At 70.4% G+C, this 17258-nt stretch carries 17 protein-coding genes; 9 read left to right on the plus strand and 8 right to left on the minus strand.

The window, feature by feature from the left end; all coding sequences use genetic code 11:
• Positions 1 to 6: 6 nt before the first annotated feature.
• The 7 genes from mnhG to F9B98_RS05880 all read right to left on the minus strand — a co-directional run bounded on the left by mnhG (position 7) and on the right by F9B98_RS05880 (position 7474).
• Positions 7 to 387 carry a monovalent cation/H(+) antiporter subunit G gene (gene mnhG / locus F9B98_RS05850; RefSeq protein WP_150954171.1) on the minus strand — a complete coding sequence of 127 codons (381 nt, stop codon included), beginning with the start codon at positions 385 to 387 and terminating at the stop codon, positions 7 to 9.
• Entirely contained in the window at positions 384 to 650 is a 267-nt protein-coding gene (locus F9B98_RS05855) for a monovalent cation/H+ antiporter complex subunit F (RefSeq protein ID WP_150954175.1), read from the minus strand. Before F9B98_RS05855 ends, mnhG begins: the two co-directional genes overlap by 4 nt.
• Positions 647 to 1261, minus strand: coding sequence for a Na+/H+ antiporter subunit E (locus tag F9B98_RS05860; RefSeq protein ID WP_150954179.1), 615 nt, complete (start codon positions 1259 to 1261; stop codon positions 647 to 649). Before F9B98_RS05860 ends, F9B98_RS05855 begins: the two co-directional genes overlap by 4 nt.
• The gene (locus tag F9B98_RS05865; protein ID WP_150954182.1) at positions 1258 to 2814 is read right to left on the minus strand and encodes a Na+/H+ antiporter subunit D; all 1557 of its coding nucleotides are present in this window, start codon (positions 2812 to 2814) and stop codon (positions 1258 to 1260) included. The genes F9B98_RS05860 and F9B98_RS05865 overlap by 4 nt, the downstream gene beginning before the upstream one ends.
• Entirely contained in the window at positions 2811 to 3404 is a 594-nt protein-coding gene (locus F9B98_RS05870; RefSeq protein WP_150954186.1) for a Na(+)/H(+) antiporter subunit C, read from the minus strand. Before F9B98_RS05870 ends, F9B98_RS05865 begins: the two co-directional genes overlap by 4 nt.
• Entirely contained in the window at positions 3401 to 6328 is a 2928-nt protein-coding gene (locus F9B98_RS05875; RefSeq protein WP_150954188.1) for a Na+/H+ antiporter subunit A, read from the minus strand. The genes F9B98_RS05870 and F9B98_RS05875 overlap by 4 nt, the downstream gene beginning before the upstream one ends.
• A 96-nt stretch (positions 6329 to 6424) precedes the next feature.
• Positions 6425 to 7474 carry a LacI family DNA-binding transcriptional regulator gene (locus F9B98_RS05880; RefSeq protein ID WP_150954192.1) on the minus strand — a complete coding sequence of 350 codons (1050 nt, stop codon included), beginning with the start codon at positions 7472 to 7474 and terminating at the stop codon, positions 6425 to 6427.
• Between the two features lie 77 nt (positions 7475 to 7551).
• On the opposite strand from F9B98_RS05880, the gene F9B98_RS05885 reads away from it, so the two are divergent.
• The 5 genes from F9B98_RS05885 to F9B98_RS05905 are packed head-to-tail and all read left to right on the plus strand — an operon-like array spanning position 7552 to position 13549.
• The gene (locus F9B98_RS05885; RefSeq protein ID WP_150954195.1) at positions 7552 to 8808 is read left to right on the plus strand and encodes an MFS transporter; all 1257 of its coding nucleotides are present in this window, start codon (positions 7552 to 7554) and stop codon (positions 8806 to 8808) included.
• A 9-nt stretch (positions 8809 to 8817) separates the two neighbouring features.
• Positions 8818 to 9516, plus strand: coding sequence for an endonuclease NucS (nucS, locus tag F9B98_RS05890; protein ID WP_150954199.1), 699 nt, complete (start codon positions 8818 to 8820; stop codon positions 9514 to 9516).
• A gap of 43 nt (positions 9517 to 9559) precedes the next feature.
• A complete protein-coding gene (locus F9B98_RS05895) occupies positions 9560 to 10264 on the plus strand; it encodes an HAD hydrolase-like protein (protein WP_150954202.1) in 705 nt (234 codons plus the stop codon).
• Positions 10257 to 11447, plus strand: a complete 1191-nt coding sequence (locus tag F9B98_RS05900) for a hypothetical protein (protein ID WP_150954205.1) — start codon at positions 10257 to 10259, stop codon at positions 11445 to 11447. The genes F9B98_RS05895 and F9B98_RS05900 overlap by 8 nt, the downstream gene beginning before the upstream one ends.
• A gap of 38 nt (positions 11448 to 11485) precedes the next feature.
• On the plus strand, positions 11486 to 13549 hold the full coding sequence (locus F9B98_RS05905; protein WP_150954209.1) for a bifunctional lysylphosphatidylglycerol flippase/synthetase MprF: 2064 nt from the start codon (positions 11486 to 11488) through the stop codon (positions 13547 to 13549).
• Positions 13550 to 13606: 57 nt separating this feature from the next.
• Here F9B98_RS05905 and F9B98_RS05910 read toward each other — a convergent pair whose 3' ends face one another.
• Positions 13607 to 13813, minus strand: coding sequence for a cold-shock protein (locus F9B98_RS05910; RefSeq protein ID WP_150954212.1), 207 nt, complete (start codon positions 13811 to 13813; stop codon positions 13607 to 13609).
• Positions 13814 to 14133: 320 nt separating this feature from the next.
• On the opposite strand from F9B98_RS05910, the gene F9B98_RS15895 reads away from it, so the two are divergent.
• From F9B98_RS15895 to F9B98_RS05930, 4 genes are read left to right on the plus strand one after another with little or no spacing between them, the layout of a single operon-like run.
• Complete coding sequence (locus F9B98_RS15895; protein WP_191966686.1) at positions 14134 to 14742, plus strand: GntR family transcriptional regulator; 609 nt, start codon at positions 14134 to 14136, stop codon at positions 14740 to 14742.
• Between the two features lie 48 nt (positions 14743 to 14790).
• Positions 14791 to 15219, plus strand: coding sequence for a GNAT family N-acetyltransferase (locus F9B98_RS05920; protein WP_150954215.1), 429 nt, complete (start codon positions 14791 to 14793; stop codon positions 15217 to 15219).
• A 4-nt stretch (positions 15220 to 15223) separates the two neighbouring features.
• Complete coding sequence (locus F9B98_RS05925) at positions 15224 to 16528, plus strand: sensor histidine kinase (RefSeq protein WP_150954218.1); 1305 nt, start codon at positions 15224 to 15226, stop codon at positions 16526 to 16528.
• A complete protein-coding gene (locus F9B98_RS05930; RefSeq protein WP_150954221.1) occupies positions 16525 to 17220 on the plus strand; it encodes a response regulator in 696 nt (231 codons plus the stop codon). The genes F9B98_RS05925 and F9B98_RS05930 overlap by 4 nt, the downstream gene beginning before the upstream one ends.
• Positions 17221 to 17258: the final 38 nt, after the last annotated feature.

A 17258-nucleotide genomic window follows, 5' to 3' on the forward strand; every position in this document is an offset into this window, starting at 1 on the left:
CGCGCGTCAGCTCTCGGGGCGGGATTCCGCGCCCGTCGATCCGGGCTGCTCCGTGCTGTGGTGCAGCTCGTCGACGTAGAGGTTCTCTTCGTCGGTGGTCCGGTTGCGGTACGCGGCCCGGCCCACCATGTGCGCCGCGAGCGGCGCGGTCGCGAACTGGATGAGCACGATCGGGATGCCGAAGGCGAGCACCTCCCACGTGCGCGACGACAGCGCCACCGCGGTCACGATGAGCAGAACCCCCAGAACCTGCGGCTTGGTCGCCGCGTGCAGACGAGTGGGGACATCGCGCCACCGCAGCAGACCGATAGTCGCGGTGAGGCAGAGGATCGCACCGAGCAGAACGAGCGCGAGCGCCACGGTGTCGAGCACGTCGTCGAGGGTCATCTCGGGTTCTCCTTCCGAGCGACGAAGCGGGCCACGGCGATCGAGCCGAACACCCCGACCGCGGCGATGATGAGCATCGCCGGTAGCGAGCGCGCGTGGTGGTTGATGACCATGTCGGCGCCGAGGATGCAGAGCACCTCGGTGAGCAGCACGTCGGCGGCGACCGCCCGGTCGAGGATCGAGGGGCCGATGACGAGCCGGATGAGCGCCAGCACCGCCGCGACGGCGAAGACGACGAGGATGACCACGACGAGGATGTTCACAGCAGGGTCCTCCCGTCGCGCGGACTCTCGGCTCCGTGGCGGGCATCGACGTCCGCCTCGGCGATCTTGGCGCGGAGCTCCTGGAGCTCCTCCTTCGAGCCCACGGCACGCGTGATACGCGCTTCCCACCCGAGCACGACGCGGCGCTGGTGCTCGGCATCCGCGTCGCTTCGCACCCCGATGGTGTGGAGGAACAGCGTGCGGTTCTCACGATCGACGTCGACGATGAGCGAGCCCGGGATGAGGGATGCCGTGACGGCGGTGTGCGCCATGATCACGTCGTCGTCGACACGCAGGGGCACGGCGATGATGGCCGCGCCGGGCTGACGCCGTAGATCCAGCACCTGCCACGCGACGATCAGCGAGCCCTTGATGACCGCGCCGAGGAAGGTGACGACGAAGACGAGGCCGTACCAGAGGTTGATGCGACCCGACAGCTCGACAGGGGGCAGGCGGAAGACGCGCGTGACGAAGACCGCCATGACGAGTCCCGTGAGGAAGGCGAGCCAGGTGAACTGCCCCCACAGCAGCATCCACAGCGCGACCAGCCACACCAGGAACGGCAGCTGGTGCAGGAACAGCGAGATCTGCGAACGGCGGCTCGGACTCATCCTTGACCCGCCTCCTCCTGGACCTGCACGAGGCTGACCCCGTCGGTGATGTCGACGCCGGCGCGCAGGCACATGTCGAGCAGGGGGCCGGCGAACACGGTGAGCGATACCGTGACCACCACCATGCCGACGGTGGCGAGGGTCATGATCTTGGGCGTCGTACGCCGCTCGGTCGAGATGGTGGCCGCGGGGGCGTTGCCGAGATAGGCGATGCGCTCGGTCGTCTCGGTCGAGTCGTCGTCCTCGCGCCAGAACGACAGGTTCCACGCGCGCATGAGGGCGTAGAGGGTCAGGATCGAGGTGACGATGCCGCCGACGATGAGCACCATCATGACGGGCGTCCCCACCTGCGCCGCTGCGTCGAAGAGGGCGTACTTGCCGATGAACCCCGAGAACGGCGGGAGGCCGCCGAGGTTGATCGCCGGGATGAAGTACAGCACCGCGAGCAGCGGAGCCGCACGCATGAGCCCCTTCACCTTGAGGATCGAGGTGCTGCCTGCGCGGCGCTCGATCAGGCCCACGGCGAGGAACAGGGTCGTCTGCACGATGATGTGGTGGACGATGTAGTAGATCGTCGCTCCGACCGCGAGCGGCGTGTTGATCGCCAGGCCGAAGATCATGTACCCGATGTGGCTCACGAGCGTGAACGACAGGATGCGCTTGAGCTCGGCCTGAGCGACCGCGCCGAGGATGCCGACGATCATGGTCGACAGCGCGACCATCATCAGCAGGAAGTTCAGGTCGTTGTCGACGAAGAGCTGCGTCTCGGTGCGGATGATCGCGTAGACGCCGACCTTGGTCAGCAGGCCGGCGAACACCGCCGTGACCGGCGCCGGGGCCGTGGGGTACGAGTCCGGCAGCCAGAACGACAGCGGGAAGACGGCCGCCTTGATCGCGAAGGCGAGCAGCAGCATGAGGTGCAGGATCGTCTGGGTGTCCTGGGGCAGCAACGACATCCGCTCGCTGATCTGCACCATGTTGACCGTGCCGAGGGCACCGTAGACCATCGCGATCGCCGCGAGGAAGAGGATCGACGACACGAGCGAGACGACGATGTAGACGACCCCGGTGCGGATGCGCGACTCGGTACCGCCCAGGGTGATGAGCACGTACGAGGCGACGAGCAGGATCTCGAAACCGACGTAGAGATTGAACAGATCGCCGGCGATGAAGGCGTTGAAGATACCCGCACCGAGGATCAGATAGGCCGGGTAGAAGATCGAGACCGGTGTGTCCTCGTCGTTGTCGGCCGCGCCCTGGCCGATCGAGAACAGCAGGACCGCGAGCAGCACGACGCTCGTGACGACCACCAGGAGCGCGGCGAGCACATCGACGTAGAGCACGATCCCGAACGGGATGTCCCACGCGGCGATCGCCACCGCGATGGGCCCCGTCATGTCGACGGTGACGAGCAGGATCGCGCCCAGCACGAGCACGGCTGCGAGAGAGGCGACCGACACCACGATCTGCGTCTTCTTGCGACGGCCGAAGATGAGGTTGATCGCGGCGCCGATGAGCGGGATGCCGACGAGCAGGGGCACGAGGGCGCTCACGAGCGATCACCGTCCTGGGGGTCGCGGGGGGCGTCGGTGTCGTCGTCGTCCGCGGGATCCGTGTCACGGGACACGGCGACCCGGTCGACCGGGGCGTCGTCGACCAGCTGCGACAGATCGCCCTGGTGCAGCACGCGGATGGGCGCGGCCACGTCGCCGACGAAGTCGGTGGTGACATCGTCGTCGTCGGAGCGCGATTCTTCGTCCATCGCGTCCTCGGGCTCGTTCGCCGTGCGGGCGCGCAGCGCGACGTCGTCGGCGTCATCGATGACCGTGTCGGCCTGACCGAGCTGCCAGGAGCGGTAGATGAGGGCGAGCAGGAATGCCGAGATGCCGAACGTGATGACGATCGCGGTCAACGTCAGGGCCTGGGGAAGCGCGTCGGACATGTCCGCGGCATCCGTCTGCCCTCCGTCGTAGAAGGGGGCCCGGCCGGGCGCGCCCATCACGATCAGGAGCAGGAGGTTGGCGGCATTGCCGAGCAGGAGGAACCCGATTAGCACGCGGGTGAGGCTGCGCTCGAGCATCGCGTAGACGCCGCACGCGAAGAGCACGGCCATGACGATGATGAGGACGAGGGAGATGCTCATGCCGTCTTCACCTCGGCATCCTCGGGAAGCTGCGACTGGCGGTCGACCTCGGCGCCGAGGCTGCGCAACACATCGAGCACCAGGCCGATGACCACGAGGTAGACGCCGACGTCGAAGATCGTGCTCGTGACGAACTCCCAGTGACCGATGATCGGCAGCTCGCCCTCGAAGGTGAAGCTCTGCAGCGGCGCGAACCCGAAGAGCATCGGCACGAGGGCGCACAGCACGGCGATCGCCATGCCCGCGCCGAGGAGTCGGCCCGCATCGGTGGGGGCAGCGGCGCCGAGCTCCCAGCGACCGCCGGCGATGTAGCGCATGACCAGGCCCATGCCCGCGACGAGCCCCCCGGCGAATCCGCCGCCGGGGAGATTGTGACCGGCGAAGAGCAGGTAGAGCGACACGATCATGATCGAGTGGAAGAGCACCCGGATGATGATCTCGAGCAGGATCGAGCGGTTTTCGGGCTGCACCTTCGCGCCCGAGATGAGCCAGGCGCGCGGAGCGCCGGTCTCGCCGACGCGCTGCGCCCGCACGCCGCTGTCGGTCTCGACGAGGGGGCGGCGACGCCCGAGGCCCACGCGCGAGCGAGCGGTGCCCGATCGGCGCGCGAGGTTGTCGCTGCGGTTGGTGATGAAGACGAGGGATGCCACGCCGGTGGCGGCGAGGACCAGCACCGAGAGCTCGCCCATGGTGTCCCAGCCGCGCAGGTCGACGAGCGCGACGTTCACGACGTTGCGGCCGTGACCGATCTCGTACGCCAACGGCGGCCACTCGAGCGAGACGGGGAGGTCTTGGCGCGCACCGGTGGCCACGATCGCGACGAGGGCCATGGTCAGACCCACGCCCGCGCCCAGGATGGCCCGCGCGATCGGGGCGACGGACTCGTTCTGCTCACCCATGCGGGCGGGAAGCCGCCGCAGCACCAGGGCGAAGACGACGAGCGTCACGGTCTCGATGAGCACCTGGGTCAGCGCGAGATCGGGGGCGCCGCTGGTCGCGAAGAGGACGACCATGCCGAGCCCGGTCACCGAGACGAGAGCGACGCCGGTGTAACGCTTGCGGGCACGGACGGCCAGGATGCCGGCGGCGATCATGATGGGCGCCGCGATCAACTGCGCGGGCGACTGCCACGCGTCGAGCTGCGCGCGCCACTCACGGGATGCGAGCAGCGCTGTGCCCTCGGCGACCACGAGCACGACGAAGATCGTCCCGACGTAGAAGGGCAGCGATCCGCGCTGGAAGCGGGCGGTGACCCACTCGGAACTGAAGTCGACGCCCCGCAGCGCGACGTTGTAGACGTCGTTCGCGGTGAACGGCAGCGCACGGCGACGCTTGTGCAGCTGCGTCTTGCGCACGACCCAGAAGATCGCGGCACCGAGCGCGAGCGTTCCGAGCGAGATGAACAGCGCGGGCTCGAGACCGTGCCAGAGCGCCAGGTGGTACGGGTACTCGGGGGCGGCGACGCCGGCGGTGGCCTCGGGGAGGCCGTCGGCGTAGGGCGCGAGCCAGTGGTCCACGATCGGCGAGAGGAAACCGAGGGCGAGAGAGGCGGCTGCGAGCAGCACGGGGGCCGACAGGAAGCCGATGGGCGGGTCGGGCCATTCGGTCGTCTCGACGTCGCGCTTGGTCCAGTAGGCACCCCAGAGGAACCGGATGCCGTACGCCGCCGTCAGCGCCGAGCCCAGGACGATGCCGATCAGGGCGACGAGCCCCCACGCCGCGCCCCCCTCGGCCTCGTGCAGCAGAGCCGTCAACGCCGTCTCTTTCGCGACGAAACCGAGTGTGGGAACGACGCCCGCCATCGAGAAGATCGCGATGAACGAGGCCGTGGCCATGACGGGCGCCTGCCGGCCGAGACCGGAGAGCTGACCGATGTCACGGGTGTTGAGCTGGCGGTCGATGACGCCGACGACGAGGAAGAGGCACGACTTGAACAGAGCGTGGCTGAGCACGAGCGCGACGCCGGCGAGAGCGGCATCCCTCGTCCCGTACCCGAGCATCACGGTGAGGAAGCCGAGCTGGCTGACCGTGCCGAAGGCGAGGATGCGCTTGAGGTCGCGCTCGCGTAGGGCCTGGAACCCGCCCAGCAACATCGTGAACACGCCGAGCGCGATGAGCGTCGGGCGCCAGAAAGGCGTCTCAGCGAAACCGGGGGCGAGGCGCGCGATCAGGTAGATGCCGGCCTTCACCATGGCGGCGGCGTGCAGGTAGGCGCTGACCGGGGTGGGAGCGGCCATGGCGCCGGGGAGCCAGAAGTGGAACGGGAAGATGGCCGACTTGCTCAGCGCACCCACGAGCAGGAGCAGCACCGCGATGTCGACGACCGTGCCGGTGGGCGGGTCGGCCAGGATCGTCGAGAGGCTGGAGGTGTCGGACTGGACGACCAGCAACACCACGCCGATGAGCATGACGAGGCCGCCGAGGGTGGTGACCAGCAGCGCCTGCAGGGCGGCGCGACGGCTCGCGGCACGGCCGTGGTAGTAGCCGATCAGCAGGTACGACAGCACGCTCGTGGCTTCCCACAGCATGACCAGCACGACGATGTCGTCGGTGAGCACGAGACCGTACATCGCTCCGGCGAAACCCAGGAGGACGGCCGAGAACTGGCCCACTCCCTGGGTCTTTCCGCGGAAGTACCAGCGGCAGTAGAGCATCACGAGGGCGCCGACCCCCGTCACGACGAGGGTCAGCAACCACCCGAGCACATCCATGCGCATCGAGAGCGAGACTTCGATGGCGGGAATCCAGCGATATTCCTCGAACGGAATGTCGCCGCCGAAGACCGCGGGAGCCAGGACGATCGCGTGGGCGAAAGCAAGCGCTGGAAGCACCGCCGCGACGTAGAACGCGCGAGCGCCGACGCGCGAGACGAGCCACGGCAGGAGGAGGGGCACGGCCGCGAAGGCGCCGAGGAAGATCAGCACAGTCGGGCCTCCTCGGGGTCGACGGGCGGATGCCCGGGCTCTCGGGGTGTCGGAACTATTCTATGCGGAGCATGAGAGTTCCAGCACCGCGGGACCTCATGTGCTAGGCGGACGAGCGGTCGTGGTGCCCTCGCGGAAGGTGCACGTCAGGTCGAGACCCGAAGGCGATTCGTCCTCGAGCATCGCCGCGACGGCTTCACCGGCGGCGCGCCCCTTGGCGGTGGCGGGCTGGACGAGCGTGGTCAGCACGTGCGGGGCCAAACCGTCGACGACGACCCCGTCGAATCCGGTCACGCTCACGTCATCGGGCACCCGCAGCCCCGCCTCTTCGGCGGCACGGATGACTCCGGCGGCCAGCAGGTCGCTCTGCGCGATCACCGCCGTCGGCCGACGCCCGGGATCGGCGAAGATCGCGCGCCCGGCGATGGTCCCCTCATCGATCGAGCTGGTGGCGGCGGCCACCGCCGGGGCGTCCGGGAACACCGCGCGAGCGCCGGCGAGGCGGTCGGCGGTGACGTCCACCCGCACCTCGGCGTCGCCGGCGAGCCAGCCGCGCCGACGAGCTGTGTCGGTCGGGAGCGTGACGATGACCACGTCGCGATGACCGAGCGCCTCGAGGTGCCGCGCGGCCGCGCGCTGCGCCTCGGTGTTGTCGAGCAGCACCTGTGGAACGCCCTCGCCGGCATCGCCCTCGACCACGACGACCGGGATGCCGCGGCCTTTGACGATCTCGAGGGAGTCGCGCATGCGCGGGCTGCAGCCGATCAGCACCGCGGCGTCGATCGGAGCGGTGTGCAGCGAAGGTTCGCTCACGGTCTCGCCGTCGTCGCGCAGGAGGAGCAGCGCCGCGCCGAGACGCGAGACGCCGTCGGCCAGGCCGTCCATCATGTGCGTGGTGACCGGATCGAGGAACGCCGTGCCGAGGTGCTGGTCGAAGACCACGCCCACGATGCCCGAACGCCCCCGGCGGAGAGAGGCGGCGCGGGGGTCGGGTCCGGTGTAGCCGAGGCTCTCGGCTGCGGCGAGCACGCGAGCGCGCGTGGCCTGCGACGTCGGCGTCTTGCCGCTGAAGACGACCGAGGCGGTCGACGCGGAGACGCCGGCCTCTCGGGCGACGTCGCTGATGGTGGCGCGACGAGTGCTCACGGGGCGATGCTACCCGGCGACACGCTTGGCGCCGAATCGATTCGATCGATGTCGAATCGATTCGGTACAGTGACCCCATGCACTCGACGCTCACCCGGTCCCAGCTCGTCCGCTGGCACATCGCGATCTGCGCCATCTTCCTCGCGAGCGGGCTCAGCATCTCGACGTGGGCGTCCCGGGTGCCCGCCATCCGCGAGTCGCTCGGCATCGAGAACTCCGGCGTCGGCCTTTTGCTGCTGGGCATGGGCGTGGCATCCATCATCGGTCTGTCGGTCGCGCCCGCCGTGATGGCCCGCATCGGCGCACGCAGCGGAATGCTCGTGGCCCTGCTCCTCGTCGGCGTCGGCCTCGCGATCATCGGCTTCGGCGCCGACTCCCTGCAGGTCTTCGCCGTCGCCCTCCTCGGACTCGCCCTGTTCGGGTTCGGCAACGGAGCAGTCGACGTGATGATGAACGTCGAGGGCGCCGCGCTCGAGAAGGCCACCGGCCGCACGATCATGCCCCTGCTGCACGCCTTCTTCAGCTTCGGCACCGTGATCGGCGCGGGCCTCGGCTTCGTTGCCGTCAGCCTCGGCATCCCGGTGATCGCGCACTCCGTGGCCATGGGTGTCGTGATCATCGTGGTCGCCTTCGTAGCGGTCGCCAACGTGCCGCGAGCCGAGGTGGCGATGGACGCCCCCGCCGACGAGGAGCGCGCGCACTGGCGCGAACGCCTGGCCGTCTCCCTCCAGGCGTGGCGCGAGCCGCGGACGTACACGCTCGGCGTCATCATGCTGGGCATGGCCTTCGCCGAGGGCAGTGCCAACGACTGGCTCCCCTCCGCGGTGGTCTATGGGCACGGCGCGCCCGAAGAGGCGGGTCCGGCCGTGCTCGCGGTGTTCTCGGTCGCCATGACCATCGGTCGCATCGCCGGGGGTCCGGTCGTCGATCGACTCGGTCGCGTCCTCGTGCTGCGCGTGCTCGCCGGCACCGCCGCCGCGGGTCTGCTGCTGTTCATCCTGGCCCCCTACGGTCCGCTGGTTTTCATCGGCGCGGCCCTGTGGGGCCTGGGCGCCTCGCTCGGCTTCCCGATCGGCATGTCCGCCGCCGCCGACGACCCCGCCAAGGCCGCCTCCCGCGTGGCCGCGGCGGCGACCATCGGATACGTGGCCTTCCTCTGCGGCCCCCCGATCCTCGGGTGGATCGGTGACCACATCGGGCTGTTGAACACGCTGCTCATCGTGGTCGGGTTGATCGTGGCATCCGGTCTCTTCTCCGGCGCGGCGAAACCGCTCGTCGTGGCCGAGAAGGCGGAGTCCGAGCCCGCCCGACGCGATTCGGCGGGACGCAATTAGGCTGGGCGGGTGCGTCTCGTCATCGCCCGTTGCTCCGTCGATTACACCGGCCGCCTCAACGCGCATCTCCCCCTCGCCACCCGCCTGCTCGTGCACAAGGGCGACGGCAGTCTGCTCGTGCATTCCGACGGCGGCTCGTACAAGCCGCTCAACTGGATGAGCCCGCCGTGCTCGCTCACCCTCGAGCAGCCCGATGAGGTCGATGTCGAAGACGGCGTGATCGAGCGCTGGCGCGTGACGCACGCCAAGACCGGAGACGCCCTGCTGGTGCGCATCCACGAGATCATCCACGACACCGCGCACGACCTCGGCGTCGATCCGGGCCTGATCAAGGACGGCGTCGAAGCCGACCTGCAGCGCCTGCTGGCCGAGCAGGTGTCGGTGGTCGGTGAGAACCTCACCCTCGTGCGCCGCGAGTACCCCACCGCGATCGGCCCCGTCGACCTGCTCCTGCGCAACGACGACGGCACGGGGACGGTCGCGATCGAGGTCAAGCGCCGCGGCGACATCGACGGGGTCGAGCAGCTCACGCGCTACCTCGAGCTGCTCAACCGCGACCCCCTGCTCGCCCCCGTCACGGGCGTCTACGCCGCGCAAGAGATCAAGCCCCAAGCGCGCGTGCTCGCCACCGACCGCGGCATCCGGTGCCTCGTCCTCGACTACGACGAGATGAAGGGCGTGCAGTCCGGCGCCCCGCGGCTCTTCTGACGCGGCGAGCGCCGCGCGCGGGCAGCGCCGGTAGCGTGGACGCATGTCTGCACGCTCTCCCTTCTCCTGCGTCCTGTGGGACGTCGACGGAACCCTCGTCGACGCATCGGAGGGCATCCTCCGCCGGTTGACGATCACTCTCGAGCACTTCGGGCGCACGCCCCCCGTGCGCGGAGAGCTGTCGCGCTGGATCGGTCCGCCGATGTTCGAGTCGTTCCAGGTGAACGTGGGGATGACGCCCGAGCAGGCCACCGAGGCCGTCAGCTTCTATCGCGGCCTCAACAAGAGCGAGGGCTACACCGTCAGCGCGCGCCTGTACCCGGGAGTGGAGCAGCTCGTGCACGACCTGCACGCGGCGGGCGTCCCGCAATCCACGGCCAGTTCGAAGCCCGAGGTGCAGGTGGTCGCGCTCATGGACCACTTCGGTCTCGCCCCCTCCCTCGAGGCGATGGTCGGCGCCACCCTCGACGAGCGCACCCTGAGCACCAAGGCCGATGTCGTGCGTGAGGCGCTGCGGCGCCTCGAGGCCGCCGGGGCCGACACCTCGCGACCCATCCTCATCGGCGACCGTCACCACGACGTGGAGGGCGGGGCGGATGCCGGTGTGCCGGTGATCTTCGTCCGGTGGGGCTTCAGCTGGCCCCACGAGGCGGAGGGCGCCCAAGCCGCCGTGGACGACATCGACGAATTGCGCGCTCTTCTGCTGATCGACGACCCGTCGGGGACGGGCCCCTCCGCCGGTGTCTGAGCTCGACGGGGTCGTCCCCGCGGTCGTCGCGCTCCTGGCGCTCGCGCTGGTCGTGGCGGTGATCGTGATCGCGGTGCGCGTTTCCCGTCGATCCCCCCGTGCTCGCGCCGCCGCCGCACAGGCGGTGGGCCAGGCATCCGAGGCGCTCCTCCGCCTCGATGACGCCGTCGACGAGCTCGACGCGGCGTTCCGGACCGCCGACGCGGTGGATGCCGCGGACGAACCCACCGACCTGCGTCGTGCGCGCGCCGCCGCTCTCCGAGCCCGCGACCGCGGGTTCGCCGAGGTTTCCCGACTCGAGGCCGACACGGGAGTGGCCGCCGTGCGCCGCGACGACGCGCGCCGACTGCGCGCCGGGCTCGATCAGCAGCTCGACCGCGTCACGCGCGCCCGGGCGCAGCTCGACGAGTGGGCCCGCGCGCACCGACCCGCGCCCGCGCTGCTCACCGCCGCCCGTCGTCGCCGCGACGAGCTTCTGGCGACGATGGGTGACCCCGAGCCCCTGGTCGCCGCCCTCCGCGCCCGCTTCGCCGCCGAAGACCGCGATGACGCCGAGACGGCCGCCCTCGCGGCATCCGAGGCGATCCGCGATGCCGACGCCGCGATCGAGCGCGCGTCCGTCGCCCCCGAGGGCGACCACCTCACCGCAGCGACCGCCGCCCTCGCCCGCGTGGAACGGCAGCTGCGTGCCGTCGAGGACGCGCACCGCATCACCCTCCAGGCCGCCGAGAACGCCCCGGCCGAGCTCGCGGCCGCGCGGGGCGAGATCGACGCGGCGATCGAGCTGGCGTCGAGCCGATCGCCCGAGACGCGTCCGGAAGCCGTCGAACGTCTGCGCTCGGCCTCGCGCGACCTCGAGGCCGCCACCGCGGACGCCGCCGCACGACCCCGACGGGCGATCACCGTCGTCGCACGGGCCCGCCAGGTGCGCGACGAGGTGCTCTCCGACTCCGCGAGCCCGCGCCAACGCGTGGAGGCCGCTCGCGCCGCCCTCCCCGGAACCCTCGCGTGCGCGCGCGCCGCTCTCGCCGCCGCCGACGCCCGAGACACCGCCGGCCCGATCGCCGACCGTCTCCGTCGCGAGCACGCGCGCCGCGAGCTCGCCGCCGCTCGTGCGGCGACCGACGCCGAGCAGGCCCTCGCCCACGCCCGTGCCGCCTGGCACGCCGTGTCCCGCTCCTGACCCCGATCTCGGCGGAGCCGTGCCCTATCGTGAGCGGCATGGGGGAGCACACGACACTCCGACGGGCGACGCAGCTCACGCGCCGTCTGCCGGCCACGCTCGGTCTGATCGGCATCCTGATCGTCGCGGGGGTCGCGACCGGTGCCCTCTGGCAGCCGTTCGCCTCCTCCGATTCGTTCGACGCACTCGCGTACGGCCTCCCCGCCCTCGAGGCCGGTCGGTGGTGGACCCCCCTCACCGGCACGTTCGTCGTCGCCGCGCCGTGGCTGTACCTCGTCGGCATCCCGACTCTGCTCGGTATGGGGTACCTCGAGATCCGCCGCGGGAGCCGCATCGCGGCCGCGTACTTCGCCGTGGGTCAGCTGTTCTCGATCTTCGCCGCGGCGCTCTTCCTCTGGCTGGCGGCCCTTCTGCCCTGGCCGTGGGCGCAGGCGCAGGCGATGACCCTCGACGTCGGGCCGTCGGGTGGCCTCTTCGCGTGCCTGGCCGCCGCTCTGGCTCTGCTGCCCTCGCCCTGGCGCCTCCGGGCCTGGACGGTCCTGATCGCGGGGCTCGCGCTCACCTTCCTCTATTACGGCTCTCTCCCCGACCTCGAACGCGTCCTCGCCGTCGCCCTGGTGCTGGGCGTCGACCGATCGCTGCGTCCTCAGCGCGTGAGCGTGCGCGAGCAGCGACTGATCGCCTTCGTGGTGCTGTGCGCCCTCGGCGCGTTCGAGATCCTCGGCTACCTCGCCCCCATGACCGGGCCGTTCGGCTCGTCGGAGGCGACCTCGGGGTCGTGGGTCGACGTCGCGGTGAACACGGCGCTCGTCCTCGTCATCGCCACGGCCCTGCGCCGGGGTCGACGCTGGGCGTGGGTCGTCGTGATGATCTACAGCGCCCTCAACCTGCTGCTGGTGCTCCTGCTGTTCGGCATCCTGCTGCTGTCGGGTCTCACCGAGATCGAAGCGGACCTGGATGCCGACTTCACCAGCGTCCTCGCCTCTTCGGCGCTGTGGCTCGTGGCATCCGTCTACTTCTTCCTGGTGCGAGCGGCCTTCCGCGCGCGTCCGCGCGCCGCCCTCGGGGAGACCCCTGCACCCTCGGTCGACGAGGTGAAGGCGGAGCTGCGCACGAGCGGCGGAGGCACGCTGTCGTGGATGACGACGTGGGAGGGGATGTCGTACGCCCGCTTCGACCGGGGGATCGTCGCCTACCAGCGTCGTTCGGGCGTCGCCCTTGCCCTCGGCGATCCGCTCGGACCCGTCGCCTCGCGCGCCCTAACCGTCCGCTCGTTCATCGACGCCGCCGAGGCGGCGGGTCTGGCCCCGTGCTTCTTCAGCGCCGGAGAGACGACCGCCGAGGCGGTCCCGAGCGGCTGGAGACGCCTCGTCGTCGCCGACGACACCGTGGTCGATCTCCCGGGCCTGCAATTCACCGGCAAGGCCTGGGGGGCTGTGCGCACCTCGCTCAACCGCGCCGAGCGCGAGGGGATGACCTTCCGCCTGTCGACGCTCGCCGAGGAGACCTGGGGCGTGCGTCAGCAGCTGCGCGCCATCTCCGAGAGCTGGGTGGGCGACAAGGGGCTCCCCGAGATGGGGTTCACCCTGGGCACGCTGCACGAGGCCGCCGACCCCGAGGTGCGCCTCGCCCTCGCCGTCTCACCGCAGGGCGACGTCGACGGGTTCTTGTCGTGGCTTCCGATCTGGGGCGAGGGCGAGATCCGCGGGTGGACGCTCGATCTCATGCGCCGACGCGATGACGGCTTCGGACCCGTCATGGAGTTCCTCATCGGCGCATCCGCGCGGCAGTTCTCCGCCGAGGGTGCCCAGGTCGTGTCACTGTCCGGCGCCCCGCTGGCGCACGAGTATCCCGCGGATGCCGGCGCCATCGCCGACCTGCAGGACCGCATGGCCGCGATGCTCGAGCCCGTCTATGGCTTCGCCTCGCTGCACCGCTTCAAGCAGAAGTTCCACCCGCGCTACGAGACGATGTACCTGCTCTACCGCGACGAGGCCGATCTCACCCGCATCGGCGCCGCGTTGACCCGGGCCTTCCTTCCGCACGCGACGCTCGGTCAGTTCGCGGCGGCGGGCGTCGATCTCGTGCGCCACGAACGATGAAGGCCCCGGTGCACGCCGAGTGCGACCGGGGCCCGACCGACCGGAGCCGGTGAAGGATCAGAGGGGACGGATGTTCTCCGCCTGCAGGCCCTTGGGGCCCTGCGCGACGTCGAACTCGACGCGCTGGTTCTCTTCGAGCGAGCGGTAGCCGGCCGACTGGATCGCGCTGTAGTGCGCGAAGACGTCCTGGCTGCCGTCATCGGGGGCGATGAAGCCGAAACCCTTCTCCGAGTTGAACCATTTGACCGTGCCCTGCGTGCTCATCGTTGTGCCGTTTCCCGCTCGAGCCGGCGCCGAGCGCGCCGATCTGTGCCTTCACGTTATCGGCCGGGATCGCTCATCGCGAGGCACCGTGACACAAACGTTGCGCGGGGCGGAACACGGGGACATACGCCGTAAGCCCATACGACGCCCGGGCTGAGCAGGGCTCGAAGCCCGGGCGTCGACGGATCCCCCCGGATATGTCACGCGAGGCGTGACGGCGATCACTTTACCGGCGTCCCGGCTCGCGCGCGACACGAAAACGAAGAATCAGGAAGTTCCTTTCACCTTCTGTGATAACCGGGGGCCGTAAAATCCGGCTGATGGATAGTCGCCGGCGTGCTTCCGCCCTCGTCGACGAGGCCTACCGGGCCCTCGGCGAGGCCATCGTCGACGGTCGATTGAAAGCCGGCGACCGCCTCCGCGACGTCGAGCTGGCGGCCCTCATGGGTATTTCGCGCACCCCCGTCCGCGAGGCCCTGCAGCGGCTGGAACGCATCGGATTGGTCGAGGTCGCCGCCAACCGCTACACGCGCGTCGCCGCCCTCACCGATCGCGCCCGCGGTGATATGCGCGAATACGCCGCGCACACCATCGCGGCCGTGATGCACGTCGCCCTTCCCCGGTGCACGGACGAGGAATTGAGCGAGACCGCGCGCATCGTCGAAGAGATGCGTTCCGCCCTTTCCTCGGAGGAATACGTCGCCTCGACCATGGCGCTCGCGTCGCATCTCGTGGCCATTTCACGCAATGTCGTCTTCCAGAAGACCTTCGTGCAGATCGACCTCGTCCTGCGACGCAATCTCGAGGGGTGGACCAGCGTCACCGACAGTACGCGCGACACCCTGTTCCGCCATCTGCTCGACCAGATCGCTCGCCGTGACACCAATGGCGCCACCTGGACGTTCCTCGCTCTGCACGGTTTCGCCTGAGCGCACAAGAGCCCCGCGCCCTCGCACACCGACCGTTAGCGTGACGGCATGCCCCACATCGAGCTGCGCGCCCTCGACGACGACGACCGGGATGCCGCTTTCCAGGCGGTCGCGGCCAGCACCTCGGGGTGGCCGCGTGCCGCCTTCGACGACCGCGCGGCCTTCGACCGGTGGGCGGGCGACGTCACGGTCGACGCACGCGCGATCATCGAGGACGGCGCCGTGGTGGGCGTAGCCGCGGCACTCGATGTCGACGGCGATCGCGAGATCCTGCTCGCCGTCGCACCGTCGTCCCACGACGACACCTCGACCGAGGCCCTCCGCCTGCTTACCGCCCAGGAACCCGAGCGCCCGCTCTATGCCTGCGTCTCCGCCACCGACGACCCCTCGCACGCGGTTCTCGCCCGCATCGGATTCGTCGAGCACGAGCGCGACGGCGACGACGTGGTCTACGTGTTGCCGCCGACGCTAGAGTGACGCGGTGCCGACGCGTGACGAACAGACGCCCCCCAGGACGACGGACACCCGGGGTTTCACCCGCATCCTGAGCCGTCCCCGAGCGATGGGGGCCTTCGTCGCCATCGTCTTCGTCGTCACCGTCGTGCAGTCGTTGTCCGACCCGCTCGCAGCGGTGATGCAGGGCGACGTCGTGTGGGACTACCGCATCCCCTTCGGGGTCGTGATCGCTCTGGTCGTCGCCGGGTGCGCCGCACAGAGCGCCCTCCTTCTGCTCTCCCCCCGGTTCCCCGTGATCGCAGTGCTCGGCGCGGCGGGGTGCTACCTCGCCCTGGTGGCCGGCCTCGACATTCCGCGATGGCTCGTCGCGCTTCCCCTCGTCGTCGGTGTGGCCATGTTCTTCCTCGCCGCGCAACGGCGGCCCTCCGTTGCGGCCCTGTGGACGGGGACGGTCATCGTCGCCTCCGTCGGCGTCCTCGCCCTCTGGTCGACCTCGACGGGAGCGCCCGCGGCCGTGGCCTGGAGCTTCGTCCTGAGCTCGGGGATCGCCTTCGCCGCACCGGTCGCCGGCGGCGCGGCGCTCGGTGTCTGGTGGGCGCGACGCGTGCGGGGCCTGCGTCGAGCGCGCGCCGATGTCGCGGCGGCCGCCGCCGAGCAGGAAGCCGAGCTCGAACGGGCGCGCTTGCGCGAGCGGGCGCGCATCGCCCAAGAGCTGCACGACGTCGCCGGTCAGCACCTCGCCGGACTCCTCTCGCTCGCCGACGCCGCGGTCGACATCGACGTCCTGGACGCCGCCCAGGCGGCCACGCTCATCGCGGAGATGCGGGCCGAGGGACGATTCGCCTCCGCCAGTCTCTACGCGGCGCTGCGAGACCTGCGCGCCGAGAGCGACGCGCGCGCCGAGCCGACCCTCGACCTCCGCTCCCTCGACGACCTGCTCGCGTACTGGTCGTCGCGAGGCATGAACGTGGTCACGCGCGTCCACGCCGCCGTCGACGACCTCCCCGCGATGGTGTCAACGACCGCCTACCGAGTGGTCCAGGAGGCCTTGACCAACGCCTGCAAGCACGCGCCCGGAGCGGCGGTGTCGGTCGACGTGCGCGTTTCGCCGACGTCGATCCGGGTCGCCGTGGGCAACGAGGCCGGCCGGACCTCAGCGGCATCCGATCTGCCCACAGGGCTCGGCTGGGGACTGACGGGGATGGCCGAGCGCGTCGACCTCCTGCACGGCAGCCTCACCGCGGGTCCCGTCTCGACGGGTGGCTGGGCCGTCATCATGGAGGCACCGCTGACGGCACACGAACCCTCGGCCCCCGTCCTGACGACATGACCACGGCGGGCACCGACATCCGGGTCCTGATCGTCGACGACAACCGCACCGTGCGTCGGGGGATCCGGCTCCGACTCGAGAACGCGGCGGGCATCCGCGTCGCGGGCGAGGCCTCCAACGGCCGCGACGCCGTCGTCCTCGCTCACGCCGAGCGCGCCGATGTCGTGTTGATGGACCTGCACATGCCCGGCATGAACGGGATCGAGGCGACCCGGCTGATCACGGCCGACAAGCGGGACGGATGCCGTGTCATCCTCCTGACGAGCGAGGTCTCGGACGCGTTCATCGTCGATGCGATCGAGGCGGGGGCGAGCGGATACCTGCTCAAGGGCCACGACAGCGACCAGCTGCTGCCCGTGATCCGAGGAGCGGCGGCCGGCACCGCGACAATCTCGCCCCGCGTCGCGCCGCGGCTGATCCGTGAGCTGCGCGAGTCCCGCAACGCCTCGACCGAGCCCGACCAGGTCGCCCTGCTGACCGCTGCGGAACGACGGGTCGTGGGTCTGCTCAGCAGCGGCGTCACCTCCACCGAAGACATCGCGAAGAGGCTCAGCGTGTCGGTGAACACCGTGCGCAGCCAGACCGCATCGGCCCTGCGCAAGCTCGACCTCGACGATCGGACCCAGCTCGCGCTGTGGGGTGCCCGCAACGGTCTCCCGCGGGGCGGCGCCTCGTCCGATCGGATGAAATAGCCGGACCCCACCCGCACTGCGACCGGGAGCCCGAGTCG

This window comes from Microbacterium testaceum StLB037, assembly GCF_008763945.1.
Taxonomy (GTDB): domain Bacteria; phylum Actinomycetota; class Actinomycetes; order Actinomycetales; family Microbacteriaceae; genus Microbacterium; species Microbacterium testaceum_G.

Coding starts and splice junctions, on each gene's coding strand:
- F9B98_RS05895 (WP_150954202.1), top strand. CDS start 9,560: ATGTCTGCACGCTCTCCCTTCTCCTGCGTCCTGTGGGACGTCGACGGA.
- F9B98_RS05905 (WP_150954209.1), top strand. CDS start 11,486: ATGGGGGAGCACACGACACTCCGACGGGCGACGCAGCTCACGCGCCGT.
- F9B98_RS05930 (WP_150954221.1), top strand. CDS start 16,525: ATGACCACGGCGGGCACCGACATCCGGGTCCTGATCGTCGACGACAAC.
- F9B98_RS05920 (WP_150954215.1), top strand. CDS start 14,791: ATGCCCCACATCGAGCTGCGCGCCCTCGACGACGACGACCGGGATGCC.
- F9B98_RS05870 (WP_150954186.1), bottom strand. CDS start 3,404: ATGAGCATCTCCCTCGTCCTCATCATCGTCATGGCCGTGCTCTTCGCG.
- F9B98_RS05910 (WP_150954212.1), bottom strand. CDS start 13,813: ATGAGCACGCAGGGCACGGTCAAATGGTTCAACTCGGAGAAGGGTTTC.
- F9B98_RS15895 (WP_191966686.1), top strand. CDS start 14,134: ATGGATAGTCGCCGGCGTGCTTCCGCCCTCGTCGACGAGGCCTACCGG.
- mnhG (WP_150954171.1), bottom strand. CDS start 387: ATGACCCTCGACGACGTGCTCGACACCGTGGCGCTCGCGCTCGTTCTG.
- F9B98_RS05885 (WP_150954195.1), top strand. CDS start 7,552: ATGCACTCGACGCTCACCCGGTCCCAGCTCGTCCGCTGGCACATCGCG.
- F9B98_RS05860 (WP_150954179.1), bottom strand. CDS start 1,261: ATGAGTCCGAGCCGCCGTTCGCAGATCTCGCTGTTCCTGCACCAGCTG.